This is a genomic window from Tritonibacter scottomollicae (assembly GCF_003003215.1).
Classification (GTDB): domain Bacteria; phylum Pseudomonadota; class Alphaproteobacteria; order Rhodobacterales; family Rhodobacteraceae; genus Epibacterium; species Epibacterium scottomollicae.
In genome coordinates this window covers 113591-129453 of the sequence record NZ_PVUF01000012.1, presented here as the reverse complement: position 1 = coordinate 129453, position 15863 = coordinate 113591, and the positions used below count along the sequence as shown (strand labels likewise).

The window sequence follows — 15863 nt, the reverse complement described above, 5'->3', positions numbered from 1 at the left end:
CCATCGATGTGGCCGGCGAGTCCGTCTTCCCCCTGATCATCAAAACCCTCAAATAGGAGACACTCTCTCATGAGCATTCCCGGCTTCTCGCCGTTTCCCCAAATCCCCAAACGCAGTACGCCAGAAGCGGATTTTGACGCCAAGATGTATGCGCTGTTCCAGCACTTCGCGGTCACCCATCGCAATGAGCTGCTGGCATTCATCGAGTTCCTGGAGACCAACGTCACCGCCATCGAGGGCGCGATCAATGGCGTCTCCGTGGGGCTGACCCATCCGGCAGCCGGCAAGTTCACGGATCTGGAAGTGCTGGGCACGCCCGGCGTGCTGGCCAGGTTCCGCGACGGCGTGGCGTCGAATTTTTACGTACAGACCGAGGGCAACAAGACCACCATCGGCAACGCCGCCGGCAGCTCCCGGCTGGCGCTGATGGCCGGCAATGCCGAGGCTATCGAGTTTGACAGCGTCGGTCGCGCCAGCGGCGCGGCGGTGCAGGCCAGCGCCGTTGATGCAAGCGACGGGAAATTGCTGACCACGGGCGCGGGCGGAATTTTGACCACGAACCCGCCAAACCTAGCAGATCCCGCACAACTGGACGCCCCGGCGGGTCTCTACAACATTGCGGCTGCCGATGGCTGGCCCTTTGACGGCGCACTCCTGCAGCTGCGCCGGAATGCGGGGCGGGGGGTGCAGATAGCGGCGCGCGGCAGTTCGTCAGCGCCGAATGCATCCAGCGAGATCCTGGTGCGCACCTCCGGCAACGCCTTCGGAGGCTGGGCGCAGCTGCTGCATTCGGAGAACCTGCTGGGCACGGTCTCGCATTCCGGTGGCACGCCCACCGGTGCGGTGATCGAGCGCGGCAGCAACGCCAACGGGGAATATGTGCGCTTTGCCGATGGAACGCAGATTTGTATGAGTGAAGTTTCAACGTCTGCTTCTGGCGGCGTTACATGGACATTTCCGGCCGCATTCGCGGCTCTGGTCCACTACGGAGGGGCGGCCATCGCAGCAGCGGCTCCGCTATTCATCGCCTGTTCATCGCCAACGGCAACGTCCTTGCTGATCCATGGGTGGTCTGCCGCTGAGGCGCGATCAGCTTTCAATTGCAAGGTCGTGGCAATTGGCCGCTGGTTCTAAAGGAGCATCCCATCATGCAAATCTCATTCACTCCAACGCGCTGCGATACGGCGCTGGTCGCAACCCGCCAGGGCGATGTGCTGACCCTCAACGGCGAGGCCTTCGACTTCACCGCATTGTTAGAGGGCGACGTGCTGCCCCGTGATGCGGTGGCCTGCGATTGGCTGGCCTCGGAGGTCACCCGCGAAGGCGGCGCGCTCCACCTGACCCTGATCCTGCCCCATGGTGCGGACGCGCCAGAGGAAACCCGCTTTCCGCAGCCTGTGACCCTGACCGGCGACGGGCCGGTGCCCCTGCCGCCCTATGAGGTGGTGCAGGCCCCAACTGATGAACCCGAAGGTGAAGCATGAGCAATATCGACTTTTCCAAAGTCGTCACTGCTGCCGCACGCAACGAGCAGGACCGGGCCAAGGCACTGGCAAAGCTCGCCGACATTCGCTGGCAGTGTTCCGTGGCAGGCGTGGTCCTGCCGGATGGTCTGCAGGTGCCGGGCGATGAGGCGACGCGGCTGGCGCTCTCCGGTGCGGTCAGCGCCTTGCAGCAGGACATGATCAGCGCGCCGCTGGCGTGGAAAACACCCACCGGCTTTGTCGAGCTGACGAAGCCGCAGGTCGAGGCGGCGGCGCAAGCCGTGGTGCAGCACATTCAGGCCTGCTTTGCCGCCGAGGCCACAGTGGCGGCGCAGATCGAGGCGGCGAGCGATCCGGCAGGCTTTGACATCCAGGCGGCCTTTGGCGCGGCGCTGGCAATCTGAGGACAGGACATGACCATGATCGAAAATAGCGACCGCGGCATCACGTTGAACAAGTCGCTTGCCTGGACCGTCGCCTGCGGGCTGGTGGGCGCGGGGCTCTGGGTTGGCTTGCAGGTCGCAACACTGCGCGGAGAAACGGAAAGCCTTGCCCAAACCATCAACGGGCTGCGGGTCGATCTGACGGCCTCAGAGGCGCGGCAGACCGCATTGACCGGGCGTGTGCGCGCCAATGAAACAAGCCTCGCCCGTCAGGATGAGCGCCTGTCTCTGATCCTCTCCACCCTGAACAAGATCGACAACCGGCTGGAGCGCATGGAGCGCCTGCCGATCCGCTAAGCCCGGCAAAAATCAAACCGTTCACACCTCGCCAAGCATGCCTTGAGCGGGGCTTCTTCATTGGAGGCAGCATGATGCAAATCCTGACATTCGACACCCTGCAGAAGATCACCGGAAAGATCCCGAAAGGCAGCACGCAGGCAGACAACGCCGTGTCGTTCCTGAAGGCGCTGAATGCCTACGGCAGCGACGTTGGCCTGAACCGGCGGCATCGGGTTGCCTGCCTTCTGGGGCAGGTGCTGGTGGAGAGCGGGGCGTTCCGCTTTGACCGTGAGCTATGGGGGCCGACGCCTGCGCAGGCGCGATATGACATCCGCACGGATCTCGGCAACACGCCGGAGCGGGATGGCGATGGGTATCTGCTGCGCGGGCGCGGTCCCATCCAGATCACCGGGCGGTGGAATTATCGCGCCTTCACCGCTTGGGCGCGTGGGATCGATCACACCACACCCGACTTTGAGGCAGACCCGGACGCGGTGTTGACCGATCCGTGGGAGGGGTTGGTGGCGCTCTGGTACTGGACCACCCGTGGCCTCAACACGCTCGCCGATCAAGGTGACGTGAAGCGCATCACCTACAAGGTGAACGGCGGATATAACCACTACGCTCAGCGGCGGGACTGGACCCAAAGGGCGCAGCTGGTCCTGCTCGGTCATAGTCCGACAGATGTGCGGGCCTTCCAGCGTGCGGCGGGGCTGACGGTGGACGGGGTGAGCGGACCAAAGACCCGCGCCGCACTGCACCAGGCGCTGCGCCAGCTGCCGCCAATCGATGTCTCTCCCAAACCCAAATCGCCCGCACCGCGCGTCAACTGGCTGCGGCGTTTCCTGGCCGTTCTCCGATTTTGATCGGGGACCGGCGTTCTCATCTCTCAAACTGAAAAGGACCAACCCATGAACCTGAATGATCTTCTCCAAGAGCTGCTGCCCGTTGTGCTCAGCGGACTGAGTGTGCTTCTGACCGCCTTGATCGGCAGTGCCGCCCATACCGCCAAACAGCGCTGGGGTCTCGATATCGAGGCCCGCCACCGCGAGGCGCTGCACAGTGCCCTGATGAGCGGCATTCGCGCCGGTGTTGAGCGGGGGCCGAATGAAGCGGCGGACGTTCTGATCCGCGAGGCCGTGGAGCATGCCAAGCGGTCTGTGCCCGACGCCATCCTGCGCCTCGGGCCAGACGATAGCGTTCTGACGAACCTGGCGCGCAGCAAGTTGGCTGGTCTCATCCAGCGATACATTGACTAAGCGGTCGACACCCGCTGCCACCCCGCCTTCGCTCAGTCGGCGGGGTGTTCGCGCCTCTGCGAAGGTCTGCCCGGCCTGCCATGGGCATGGGAAGGAGACCAGCCGGAGCGGCGTGGTACACGAATGCTGCGCCTGCAACGGCTGGGGAGTCCTTCGAAAACAGGAACCCGTTCTGAAGGGCACGGGCCTGATTGATCCTCACTGATTGCCGGGCCGGTCTGTATCGCTGTCTGTTTTTGTTTGCGGTTTATTAACTGGTGCCAAAAGGTTGCGGCGTGCAAGCTGAAGCTACGGGACTTATACCCTCCCGGACCATGCGTGGACTTCATACACCCACGAAACGAGGGCCCTGCCATGTAGCGCGGGGCCCTCGGTACTTGAGCCGACAGCGCGCTGAGCGGCGGAGAGGCGGGGCGAAGCCGAAACGCGATCACTCCACCGCATCAGTGAGGATTGCGTTCAGTGTGGAGCCAGTGCGTCGCAGAACCGCAAGAGACTGGAACTCGTCGGAATTCCAGAATGATGTAGCATGACTGCGGTCTGGAAACTCGATGACGAAAGCAGCATCAGGCATCTTGCCCTCCCCTTCAAGTTGCTCCGGCTTGCCGCCACGGACCTTGAAAGCTCCGTTGTGACGTTTCACCAGGTCAGGCATCTTCGCAAAATATTCATCCATCCAATCCCGACTGTGAATCTCCATCTGGCCAATGATGTATGCTGTCACGATGCTCTCCTTCATTGCGCATGATCAGGCTGCCCAGGCAGCTTAGAATGCATACTCTTTAGTCGCCAGCGGCGCACTCCTATCGTCAGTGTCGGCATCTACGGGGGCTGATAAGGGCTCAAACCGGACTTGCGGCGGTGCGGCCACCGGAAACTTGAGCTTTCAGGCTTCAGTCCGGCCAGCGGGATGACCGGTCCGCAGCTCCAACTCGACATTCAGACAAGGCGCAGTGAAGCCTTCGCTGCAAGCGTGAAGGAAATCAGCAGATCTCCCAAGTACGGACATTCAAGACTGCAAGTTCTGCCATAGCAATGCTGCACACCGCGCAGCAAATACGCGACATGCTCGCTTCACTATTCTATATCGCAAAACACCCGAAAGTTGTCAGTCTGTCCAGGGTAACCATCCGCTAGGCTCCTGTTTGGATACAGTGCAACCCGCAATCACGTTGCCTGTGTCATCAATTAGAACCCAGCATCCCTCATTGAATTGAGTCAGATGCTGGACCCCTATGCTAACCGAGCTGGAGGAACCAATACCGAAGAACTTGGCTCTCCTGAAGGTGCTGTGCACATAGATGAGTATCTCAGTTCCATCGTACGGAGCACTCTCCATTGAGTTTATCTTCAGCGATCCTTTGATCTCAGATATCCATTGTATCAGGTGTCAGGGCAAGATTTTCCAACCCGACTATATTTCAAGAGTGCGAATCTCGTCAAATAAAAACAAAAAAACCTCCTCAGGCCTGGTTAATTAACCTAAAGCAGCCGAATTACAGTAAAGTTTTATCGTTTCCATTTTGTTGGCAATTTTGGCGCAGGTTCAGCAATGCCCACACTTGGAGAACTGTGATGTCGACTGCCCTTGATGCAAACCCAGAATTTCGATCAAATTTCACACAAGATAATTTTGGTGGGAATTTTCTGTTCCATAGGGATACCTTAGACGGTGATCAGTCTTATCGGCAGTTAGTCCAGGATTTGGGGGTGGAAACGGTACGTTTTCCTGGAGGGTCAGTTACTGAAGAGTACTTCGATATCTCGAACCCCAATAGCTCCTCTGGCATAGATCCTGAGAACGGCGAACCGGTGAATCTGATCCCACTCAATGATTGGCTAACCACTGCAGGGGAACTCGGAATATCGACGACTGTTGTCATCCCGACAAGAACTTATCTATCTGAAGCCACTGACGAAAATGGGGACCGAGAACCAGATTTTGATCATGAGGAGCTCTATGGTTTTGTTCGCGATGTCGTACGTGGAGTGCACGGCAACGGTGAAATTGCAGCGTTCGAGATCGGCAACGAGTACTGGGGATCGGGACAAATGTCATCCGTCGAGTATGGCCGGCTGTCTAGCGAGATGTCTTCGGTTATTGATCAAGCTTTGTCAGACTCTCAAGACATGGGTTTCGACACAGGAGACATAGATGTTGTCGTACAGGCAGGAACTAACTTCGACTTTGCAAGATTGGATAGTTCCTACGACGATTTAGATACACCTGAGGCAGTCTTGAGCGCGTTGTCTGAAGAATACAGTCAAGACTTTAGCGAGGGCTTCACTTTTTCAAGCGGTGAGATCAACTGGTCAAAGGTTAACAATGCGCTCATCATGAATGAGTTCGACGATCAGGAAATTGACCAGATCGACGGAGTATCGTCCCATATCTACACAAGAGGCGAACTCAACCCCGAGATGCGTGACTTTTCTACCAGGCTCGTGGAAAGTACGTGGCTTGAGAGGAACGAAGACCTCGACACATATGTCACTGAGTGGAATTTGAAATCCACTCCTTCACTTGACCCTGACTCCGACTATGGCTTGCGACAAGCGCATGAAATGCTGGAAATCCTAGAGCAGTTCCCTGAGCATGGTGTCGACACTGCTCACGCTTGGCCTCTACTTCAAAACACTCGAAACGCATTAAGTTCCGGGTTCGAACACGATGAGCTCACCGTCGGCGGTGAGATGTTTCGGATGATGGAAGAGAGCTTGCCCGGAAATCGATCCATAGACCTAGTGGGTTCGGAAAACTCAGAAACCGAATACTCTTCCCCTACAATCGATGTGCACGCATTCGGAAACCCAGACGAACTCGTGCTCTTCTTAACTTCGAAATCTGAAGAGGTTACGTCAAACGACTTCGATCTTTCGGGGTTGTTGAGCGGTGGCGAGAACATTTCAGTAACCTACCTCGGAGTTGACGAGGGAGATTCACCCGGTAGTAGAAATGCAAACGCGAACGTTGAAGAGGCGACCTCTGAAGAGATTGAGAACGAAATATTCAATAATGGTATTCTTCACGCCGATCTCGATAGCTTAGAAGTCATGCGCGTGGTGGTCTCTCAACCTACCTGGACTGAAGAGATGGAGGTCTACTGGGAAGCCGTAGGTATAGTCGAAGACGAGGTTGGGGAGATTGACGGGGTCTACGACGCAGAAGCACTCATTGAGTCGTTAACGTCTGGTCCTGGTGATGTACCACCTGTGGATGAGCCATCACCCGAACCAGATGAGGATTTTGATGATGATGGTGGCTTGGGCATCGCGGCAATCGCTTTGGGCTTGCTGCCATTGTTGGCGCTACTGCTTTAGTAGGACTCAATAGGTTCGACGCTACCGCTAACCTCGATCATCGGCTACACCCATAGTCGCTAGATGTGACATGAGTTGCTCAAGGTTCATATTCTCTTCTTCTACTAGCTGTGTGAGCATGGTTGCCAACCATTCTTCCGAAGACCAGCCTCCAGAAGGTATGGTTTCACGACTGCCATCATTGAAGCGTTCAGGAAGATCCCGGCCATCCTCGTAGCGAGAAAGGCCAATCACTCCGCTCGCAGAATAGAACTTATACATCGCAATGGACCCCTTGATTAAACAAGGCTTGCTGATCTGGCGTGCTTCCCATGTGCAGGGAAGCTTCAAGTAGAGCATGAAGCACTGACTGCCTGTCCGCTCTGGCCACGGCATTCGAGAGGTCATCTCGCTTGTCAAAGTCTGTAAGCTGTTCTGATGCGTAAAGAAAAGTGTAAGCGAGCACTTGCTCATAGTTCAGAATAGCCGAGCTTGTAGAACTGGCGGCTTCGGGATCTTGCAGTGTTTCGGACTTTAGTGTGAACAGTGTTCGCCGATCTCGCATTCTGTGAGGAGGGTGCCTACTTCTCTCGGATATAGGCCTACTAGACCCCGTCCAAAGAATTTTTCTAAAGAATTTTTTCGCGGTTTCAGAGGCAGTTTTTGCACACATATCAATGTCCCCAGGTCTGTAAGCGCACAGCCTAGGATTTGAGAAACTGGTAAATAAAACAATAACCAATGCCACGCATGAACACGTATTGCGTGGAATGGGTACGTTATCTATCAGATCACCATTCCAAATACCGATACTACCGATGGAGTGAATCTACATTTGGGGTGCGCTGTTGCTGGTGGCGCAATATGTGTTCAAGCTTCTTTAATTGTTCCAGATTTTGAATTTTTGTTTTTTTCACGCATTCAATAACTCTAATAACTCATCGGCCACCGCTCCTGCTAAGTCGATGGAATGCACGAATTCAATAATTTAAATTAATTGCATTGTATCTAATTTGGAAACTTAGCTCCTCAGAAACCCGGAATGTTTACCGATAGAGGTGCCTGCAGTCTTCATCAAGCTAACGGCACAAGTTCCATTCCTTCCGGTTAGGAGTAAACAATGAACACATTTCGTAAATTAAAATTTGCACCGGTCTTGAGCTTGGCGCTTTTGGCTGCTTGCGGCACACCTCGCTCCCACGGTCTCGATGTTGTTAATCGAGCGAGCACATCTCTCGGGTATCGAGACATATCAAGGCTTCCTGTGGAGACGCCGATGAACGCCTATCTGACGGGCTACAGCTACTGGGACAACACGCCACGCGGTTCGGCCCAGATCGCTCGTCCGGTGATACACCGTTCAGCAGGAGGAGCCGGAACCTATTCCGATCCAGTTACTCTCGCCGTTGGACACGTAAAAAAGGGTGGGCGTAGTATCATGGATTATCCAGCCGGAACTCGCTTCTACATTAAAAGATTGCGAAAGTACGCCATCGTAGAAGATCTTTGCGGAGATGGGCATCGACCGCAGGATGGCCCCTGCCATTCCGGGCACCGAGGACACGATTGGATCGACATCTACGTTGGTGGACGAAGGATGGCAGAGGCTTCTGTCGACGCCTGCATGCGACACATTACCGGTATCCAGCCAGTTATTCTCAACCCTCAGCCTGGGCACCCTGTCGAACCTGGTGAGATTGCTTCAAGCGGATGTAGAAAGTTCTAGTCTCCGAAGTTACTATCTATAACTATGATAGGACTGAGAGTTCATCCACCTGAAGAAAGCGGAAGAGCCCGGAACAAAGTTCCAGGCTCTTGACCGGCGAACGGCTGCAGCGCGGACGAACGCGCTCCGACACTGCATTTACTTCAGGCGATGCTTAGCTGATCCGGATGCGGTTTCAAATCGATCCGAGGGAATATCCGATGGCCTCTGCCATTTCAGTCTCCTCATAGCCAAAATGGGAGCGTACGACCTCTCAACATCCCTCCACCAGCCGCCTCGATCCGCGCCAACACCGCTCCAATTTGGGGCATCTCCATCAGATAGTGACGGTGGATGGCGGCCAGCTGTCGACCTCGGCGGCGGTGCATGTCTGTCGCTGCTGGAGCCTTCGGAGCTTTGGGCCGCGAGGACTCGTCAATTGTTAGTTCATCCAGCGAATGTGTTGAGAGATCATTCATGCTCGGCATGAAAGACGCTGCTTTCGGCAAGTCAAGAGCGTCGACCTTGCGAACTGGGAAATCGCCTTCCCGATGCAAGCTACATCCGGCCCTAACCGGAAGTTGACCATCCCATGGCGATGCTGCGGTGCGGCCAGAAATAGAAGACATTTGCACTTCTTCAAATGCCCCTGATAACTAGCGATGTAAGCGCCGGTATTTCCTGCTTTCGCCAGGCAGAGCCTTCTCTCTCGGTATCAAGTTGGGCTCAAGCCCTATAGCGCTTGAGGCCCGCTGCGGACTGAGTGTCTATGAATTTCGGGTTCTGCCGAATGCGAAGTTTTGGAAAGTGACGGGGCACTATTGGCGGAACACTCTCGACGTGAATCAAGCCTCCTCTGGGCGAGATAGCAAATTCCTCGTCAGATGCGACAGAAAACCGTTTGCTGCCTTCTCGGGCTTGATCTTCGTCTTCTGTGGCGATGTTTACCCGCATGGTTCTTTCTGGCTTCGCTTCCTCAACTTCTTTCAATTGGCTAATTGCACTATTGGTGTCGCAGTTCGGAGGCAGCACGACTAAGTCGTTGCAGAACAAATAAACGAGCTGATTCAACGCGACGACATCCTGCTCATTCAGATTGCACGTGCTTCCTCTCCTCGAAACAAGTTCATAGGCATGCCTGTCAAAAGCAAAGAAGCCAAGTTTTGGCGTAAGCGGCATGTATAAGTACAAACCGGCACCACCAAGTCCCCAATTGCGGTATTTCATATATCGCTTCAAGATCAATTTATTGGAAGACACGGCAGGGCAGTCAGACAACACAAATTCTGTCTTTGTTTGGTTTGTTAGCAATACGCAGCGTAGATCAGATATGATGTCAAAATACTCTTTTGCACTATCCAGCGTCATTTGCATTGCTTCTGGAGCGCCGATAGGCGGTCCGAGCCAATCCCGCAGGTCTTCGTTATCTTCCTGACCAAGCGAAACTTTATCGCGCATGGCGGACATTACCAACAATTGTTCGGTGATCGTTCTCTCAGCTCGAGTGTGTTGCAGAAGCCATAGAAAAAGAAGAGCCTCAAGCGCCTCGTCATCGCCACTTTCACACTCAATCAATTGATCAACAGTTCTTCCAAACATCGCTTCCGGTGAGTTCAAGAAGTTCTCGATCTTCAGGTCTTTGCCATAAAAGTAGCTCTTAGAGCACTGATTTTTGATCGACGCACCCTTAACAACCTTGTCTTGCTTGGGGAGCCAGACGTCTATTTGCCGTCCTTTATCGTCCCTCGCAAAATACCTGAGATGAACCTTGGGGACAAAGTGTTGATTTTTCTTTTCGGCCACGAAAGCGTCCCTCGTCTGGCGGGTTAGAGTCGCTTCCCTTACCTCTCAGTTCAAAGGCTTTGGTCGCGTATGTTTCAATTGACACTCATCAATCCACAACTTTATGGCGATGAAAAGATGAAAAGTGCATGCCCAACCACTTGAAGTTCGTTCCGCTCATATCCACTATATATCGCGTCCATGATTGTCTTGGCGTCTGACGTGAAGCTCGAAGCATCGATGCGGATCGAAAGCCGAGGCGATCTCGCCAAGGTGGCGTTTGCTGCCAAGGTGTCTGTGTACGCGGCAATGCCGTGCGCAGTGGATGGTCGAAGCCCGACCGTTGCTTCTGAGGCTGTAAATGCACCATCTCATGGTGGCCCCAAGGCGGCTGATAAGCATTCTACGTGGTGGGCGAGGCCGGGGCGGAAAGCGCTTGACGTGGCCAAAAACCTGTTAAGATGAAAGGCGCGGAAATGTGTGATCTGAACCCCAAAAACCGGCTCGATTGAGCTGGCGTACCGGCTTGCTCGCTTGCGTGCTGGCCGCAGCGTCCATGATTGTCTTGGCGTCTGACGTGAAGCTCGAAGCATCGATGCGGATCGAAAGCCGAGGCGATCTCGCCAAGGTGGCGTTTGCTGCCAAGGTGTCTGTGTACGCGGCAATGCCGTGCGCAGTGGATGGTCGAAGCCCGTCAACGGTCGGCGATTGTATGAGCTAGGGGAGCCGAGCGGAGAAATGACGAAAACACTCTTTGATGAGATGCGCAGCGAACAAAATCTGTTCGCGGCTTGGCGGCACGTCAAAAGGAGCGCGCTCAAGTCTGCGAACAGTGAAATAGCAGGTCAGGCTGCTGAATTCGAGCACCGCCACCAAACCCACCTTAAGACGATTGGACGACAGCTGCGAGAAAGCCGATTTGTGTTCGATGGCGTAACAGGCGTGCTCAAAGACAAGAGAATGCGCCTGGCGCAAAAGAAGAACCCTCGTCCAATTGCCGTTGCGTCGCTTCGAAATCGCGTGGTTCAAAGAGCGATCTTGCAAGTTCTCCAGCCGCGCAGAGCTCGCGACACCCGCGACATCGATACAAGGTACGAAACGCTTCGGGACGAGCGACTTGGAAAGATCAACCAAATCAACGTATCCAAGTATGGCGTTGGAGGTCTGATCAAGCCATATGGCGGAGTAAGACCCGCTATTGAGCTAATCAATGATGCGGTCGACAATGGTTCACGCTTCTTCTTTCAGTCCGACATCAAGGCCTTCTTTACCAAGATACCGACAGGACAAGTTGTCGATTTTGTTCGCAGGGAGACGTGTGATGAAAAATTATCAGAACTTTTTGCTCGCGGATTGGAGGTCAACCTCGCCAACAAGGACGAATTGGCAACATATGCTAAGCTATTCCCATCCGGTGGGATTGGTGTCGCACAAGGGTCTTCACTCTCAGCTTTTGCGGGAAACGTACTGCTCTACGAACTAGACCAGGAACTGAATCAAGGAGGTGTTACTGCCGTACGGTATATTGACGACCTCTTAATGGTCGCCCCCGATAGGGAGGCACTAGAAAAAGCCATTGCCCATGCAAAAGAACGGTTAGAGGCATTTGACTTTCAACTGTACAAACCTTCACCTGGCTCAGACAAGGCGGCTGAAGGCGAGTGTGGTCCGCAAAGCATCAACTTCTTGGGCTGCATGTTACAACCAAAGCGCTGCGTGCCAAGCGCGAAATCAGTTGAAAGACTGAACAGAGACGTCTCCGACATGATTTCGAAATCAAAGGCCGCGATCAATGCCTCGATAACACAGGGTAAGAAACTGCCGCCGAGCCAGTCGGAGAGCTTCGTTATTCAAGCTATCGGGAAAAAGGTCTATGGGTGGCAAAAATCATTCGCATTTTGCTCCGAGACTTCAGTCTTTGCGAGTGTGGATGCAGATATCCAGACAAAAGTATCTGACTACAGAAATTGGGTTCACAAGAAGAGCAAATCTGCACCCGTAGATGTGAGAATGGTTGTTTTCGGCGTTCCGCAGACGGAACACATGCCAATTGGGGAACATCACTAGTCAAGTCTTTGTCCGCTTTTGCTAATCCGATTACAGATTTCGCGACCGCAGCTAATGACAGCTTCCCGCCCTTGGCGTCACGCTTGGTTTCACGCTGTGCCCTGGACCAATCACCGCTCCGGGCTGGCTTCCTTAATCAGTTTATGCACAGCGTGCAGCAGGCTTATTCGCAAAGTGATCGTCGACAGGATGGCGGATGAAGATCAGCTTTGACTCGCTTGATCGATTCCCAGCCAAACACGGTCGGTCGGAGACATTCAAAGAGGCACGGGAACATTTGGAGACAGAAGTGCTTTAAGTCGACGCAAATCGTCTCCCCCAGCTACGCAACCCCGGACCGCTATTTGCGGTGCGGGGCTTTGTTTTTGTGTAACCGACTTGTTGAAAACAAAGGAAAAGGCGCAATCTTAAAATCCCCAGGCTTTAGCCGTGCGGGTTCGAGTCCCGCCGCCCGTACCACTTTGAAAATGCTGGAGAGTTTCACATCAACGCCTTGGGCTCTGCTTCGGCATTGTTTGTACCTACTCAGGTAGGCCGCCTCACTCAACATGGAGGCCCATCAGCTGTTTGTGACTTACCTGCTCCCGACAGTTCAGTTCACGACTGGAGAGGCGTCCAATTCTGGGTTCGCAACCGCAGCTGTGACTACGCTACGGAGAAACCGGCTTGTGTCGTGGAAATGAAACGCCTGACTGTGTCCAGCCCGGCTTGTTCCTGCGCGTCTAGGACGCCCTGCACCTGGCTACGGGTTTGGCGGGCATGATCCAAATCGTCGAGCCCATATGCAACGCCAACCCGACCAAGCGGATGTGACGCGACCCATTCGCTCCGATCTCGAAAGAACCCGGGGATAATGACGCTCGTGCAGCCGCAGATGGCAGCATATTGAGAGTAGAGAGTGGCCTCATCGTAGCTGTAGAAGATCTGGCACGTATTGAAGACCTCGGCAGCCTCTTCATGGGACAGGCCGTCGATGCAGATGGCTGCGGGATCCTCGGTTTCCGGGATCCGCTCTTTCTCATGCCCCTTGCGGACCATATAGCAAACGCCCTTTCGCTCTGGTCTGTTCTCATTGCGATAGACCGGATTGCGGCGCCATAGAAACAGGTCTTCGGCGCCGCCTGTCATCTCAGGCAGATCGGACATCTCCCCGGCGCGAAAGAACATTTCATTCTCGGTGAACTGGAACGGGTCCTTCAGTCCGGGCTTGTAGAGCAGCCAGCGGGCGATCTTGCGGGCCTGCAGCGGATTGCCGAGTGTGACCTCCGGATAGACCACAATCGTGTCGGAGCGCAGATCCTTGTGGGTCGCTATTCGGGTTTGCATGGCCGGGTCGCGCAGCAGTTTTCCGACGGGCGTTTGCCAGAGCAGGCCTGGGTTTCGGATGATGCGTCGCAGATGTTTTCTGGTGTCGCTCCGGCTCGGCACATTCCAGGGCCACAGCGAAGCGTCTTCGCCCAGCTGACCCAATGCATGAGCCAGCTGGTGCAGGAATATCGCGCCGCCGCTATCTGGATCGAAATCGGGGGCATATATCACGTAGTTAGGGTGTCTGGATTTGGTCAATGCGATTCCGCCTGCAGAAGCTCATCTTCGAGGGCCAGCAGGTCGGAAGACCGGGTCTTGATATGTTTGGCCGGAACGCCTGCCATGATCGACCACGGCGCACTTGATGCCAATACAACCGATCCTGCACCAACGGCTGTCCCGTCCGCGAGTGAAACACCGGGGGCGACAACCGCATTTGCGCCGACGATCACATGGCGACCGAGAGAGACACGCGCCTTGGTTTCCGATTTGAATGCGGCTGGCACGGTTGGGTTTGTCATGGTGGCGCCGGAGTAATCGTCAGATTGCGCAAAGATCTTAACGCCATAGGCCAGGCCGGAAAAATCGGAGAATTCAATCCCCGGGGTTCCGCCTGCAACCAGACACAATGGCGCGATATGGACGTTACGGCCCGTGGTCACACAGCCAGACACGACACAGAAATCGTCGATCCTGGTATGATCCCCGAGGGTCATCTGCTCGGCGTTGTAGATGGAGGCCTTGTCACTGATCTTCACATCGTGGCCAAGGCTGGCAAAGCCCATGGTGTCGAGTTGTGCCTGAGTGAGATAGGCCATGTCAGTGCCCACCGCGCTTGAAGAACGCGGCGGTCGCATCAATCACGCCCTCTATATCAGCGCCGAGAGAGAAAAACATGGGCAGCCGCAGGAGGCGATCCGATGTGTCCTGGGTCACAGGCAGTTCCTCGTCGGCGCGACCAAATTTCTGACCGGCGGGGGAGGAATGTAAAGGCACGTAGTGGAAGGGGGCGCCAATGCCGCGCTCTTTTAAAAATGCGATCAGATCGTCGCGCGTGTCCTGATCCGGCAAAAGCAAATAGAACATATGGCCGTTGCCTGTGGTCTGCTCCGGGATGATCGGCCGTCTGAGCCGCCCTTCGGCTTCGAGATCGGCAAACGCCGCCATGTAGCGATCAAATTGACCGCAACGGCGGCTGCGGATCTCGGCCTCCATTTCCAGCTGACCATGCAGGAAGGCGGCAATCAATTCTCCGGGCAGGAAGGACGATCCCAGATCAACCCAAGTGTATTTATCAACCTGACCACGGAAGAAACGAGACCGGTTTGTTCCCTTCTCGCGAATAATCTCCGCACGTTCGACCAGATCGGGCCGTGTCAGAGTCAGCGCACCGCCCTCACCGCTGATGATGTTCTTGGTCTCATGAAAACTGAAGGCGGCCATATCCGCAAGCGATCCTGCGGGCCGTCCCTTGTAAGTGGATCCATAGGCCTGAGCGGCATCCTCGATCAGCACCAGGTCATGCGTCCTCGCGATCTCTGCCAGCGCATCCATATCGGCAGGGAAACCAGCGTAGTGGACCGCGATGATCGCACGGGTGCGGGATGTAACCGCCGCTTTAACCCGTTTGGGATCAATGTTCAGGGTGTTCGGGTCGATGTCGACAAATACCGGAACTGCACCGCGCAAAACGACAGCATTGGCCGTCGAGACAAAGGTGAACGACGGCATGATGACCTCGTCACCGGCCTCAAGGTCACACAGGATCGCCGCCATTTCCAGAGCGGCAGTACAGGAATGCGTCAGCAAGGCCGCAGCGGCACCTGTAGCGGTTCGGATCTGTTCGTTGCACAGATGGGTGAAGTGACCATCCCCGGAGAGCTGACCCCGCTCGATGGCATCGGTGACCCAGCGCAGTTCCTGTCCGACGAATGAGGGGCGGTTGAATGGGACTTTGTTCGAAGTCACGGCCAGCACAGCCTTTCCAGTTAGAAGCTCCGGCGCTCACTATAGTCATCACGCCACTGGATCTAAAGCTGAAATGACGGCGTTCGTCGCAATGCCTGGGACGTGAGAGCTGCCCGAAACTGCCATCATCGTCCGCGCCGCCGCTCCTGCGGACTTGGCGTTATTTCTGTCGGCTTTGAGACGTTCTGGCATTCGATCTGCAGCTTGTGTAAGAGGTACAGACGCGATCGACATCGCGTCTCTCCCATGCTAGAATATGAGAATCAAA

Annotated in this window: 14 protein-coding genes; 8 read left to right on the top strand and 6 right to left on the bottom strand. The window is 55.2% G+C overall.

All coding sequences use genetic code 11. The features are described 5' to 3' along the window. Positions 1-69 precede the first annotated feature (69 nt). The 6 genes from CLV89_RS22930 (at position 70) to CLV89_RS16945 (ending at position 3465) form a co-directional block, all read left to right on the top strand. The gene (locus tag CLV89_RS22930; protein WP_106164857.1) at positions 70-1134 is read left to right on the top strand and encodes a hypothetical protein; all 1065 of its coding nucleotides are present in this window, start codon (positions 70-72) and stop codon (positions 1132-1134) included. Positions 1135-1148: 14 nt separating this feature from the next. Beyond that, positions 1149-1484, top strand: coding sequence for a hypothetical protein (locus CLV89_RS16965; RefSeq protein ID WP_106164856.1), 336 nt, complete (start codon positions 1149-1151; stop codon positions 1482-1484). Beyond that, positions 1481-1888, top strand: a complete 408-nt coding sequence (locus CLV89_RS16960; RefSeq protein WP_106164855.1) for a DUF4376 domain-containing protein — start codon at positions 1481-1483, stop codon at positions 1886-1888. The genes CLV89_RS16965 and CLV89_RS16960 overlap by 4 nt, the downstream gene beginning before the upstream one ends. A 9-nt stretch (positions 1889-1897) precedes the next feature. Continuing rightward, complete coding sequence (locus CLV89_RS16955) at positions 1898-2224, top strand: hypothetical protein (protein WP_106163722.1); 327 nt, start codon at positions 1898-1900, stop codon at positions 2222-2224. A gap of 71 nt (positions 2225-2295) precedes the next feature. Beyond that, on the top strand, positions 2296-3072 hold the full coding sequence (locus CLV89_RS16950) for a peptidoglycan-binding protein (RefSeq protein ID WP_106164854.1): 777 nt from the start codon (positions 2296-2298) through the stop codon (positions 3070-3072). Between the two features lie 45 nt (positions 3073-3117). Continuing rightward, the gene (locus CLV89_RS16945; protein ID WP_106163720.1) at positions 3118-3465 is read left to right on the top strand and encodes a hypothetical protein; all 348 of its coding nucleotides are present in this window, start codon (positions 3118-3120) and stop codon (positions 3463-3465) included. Between the two features lie 430 nt (positions 3466-3895). On the opposite strand, the gene CLV89_RS16940 is transcribed toward CLV89_RS16945, so the two are convergent. Continuing rightward, complete coding sequence (locus CLV89_RS16940; RefSeq protein WP_165798146.1) at positions 3896-4189, bottom strand: DUF1330 domain-containing protein; 294 nt, start codon at positions 4187-4189, stop codon at positions 3896-3898. Positions 4190-5040: 851 nt separating this feature from the next. On the opposite strand from CLV89_RS16940, the gene CLV89_RS16935 reads away from it, so the two are divergent. After that, on the top strand, positions 5041-6786 hold the full coding sequence (locus CLV89_RS16935) for a type I secretion protein (RefSeq protein WP_106164852.1): 1746 nt from the start codon (positions 5041-5043) through the stop codon (positions 6784-6786). 27 nt (positions 6787-6813) lie between these two features. Here CLV89_RS16935 and CLV89_RS16930 read toward each other — a convergent pair whose 3' ends face one another. Together CLV89_RS16930 and CLV89_RS16920 are read right to left on the bottom strand one after the other, a co-directional pair. Continuing rightward, positions 6814-7125, bottom strand: coding sequence for a hypothetical protein (locus tag CLV89_RS16930; RefSeq protein ID WP_207796960.1), 312 nt, complete (start codon positions 7123-7125; stop codon positions 6814-6816). Positions 7126-9196: 2071 nt separating this feature from the next. Continuing rightward, positions 9197-10273 (bottom strand): DUF4238 domain-containing protein, encoded by a 1077-nt coding sequence (locus CLV89_RS16920; RefSeq protein ID WP_106164849.1) that lies wholly within the window; start codon positions 10271-10273, stop codon positions 9197-9199. Positions 10274-10990: 717 nt separating this feature from the next. On the opposite strand from CLV89_RS16920, the gene CLV89_RS16905 reads away from it, so the two are divergent. Further along, a complete protein-coding gene (locus CLV89_RS16905) occupies positions 10991-12319 on the top strand; it encodes a reverse transcriptase domain-containing protein (protein WP_106164846.1) in 1329 nt (442 codons plus the stop codon). 645 nt (positions 12320-12964) lie between these two features. Here CLV89_RS16905 and CLV89_RS16900 read toward each other — a convergent pair. Genes CLV89_RS16900 through rffA form a run of 3 tightly spaced genes read right to left on the bottom strand, consistent with a single transcriptional unit; the run spans position 12965 to position 15595 of the window. Beyond that, positions 12965-13885 (bottom strand): hypothetical protein, encoded by a 921-nt coding sequence (locus tag CLV89_RS16900; RefSeq protein WP_133166737.1) that lies wholly within the window; start codon positions 13883-13885, stop codon positions 12965-12967. Further along, a complete protein-coding gene (locus CLV89_RS16895; protein WP_106164844.1) occupies positions 13882-14445 on the bottom strand; it encodes an acyltransferase in 564 nt (187 codons plus the stop codon). The genes CLV89_RS16900 and CLV89_RS16895 overlap by 4 nt, the downstream gene beginning before the upstream one ends. A gap of 1 nt (position 14446) precedes the next feature. Continuing rightward, entirely contained in the window at positions 14447-15595 is a 1149-nt protein-coding gene (rffA, locus tag CLV89_RS16890; RefSeq protein WP_106164865.1) for a dTDP-4-amino-4,6-dideoxygalactose transaminase, read from the bottom strand. Between the last annotated feature and the right edge of the window lie 268 nt (positions 15596-15863).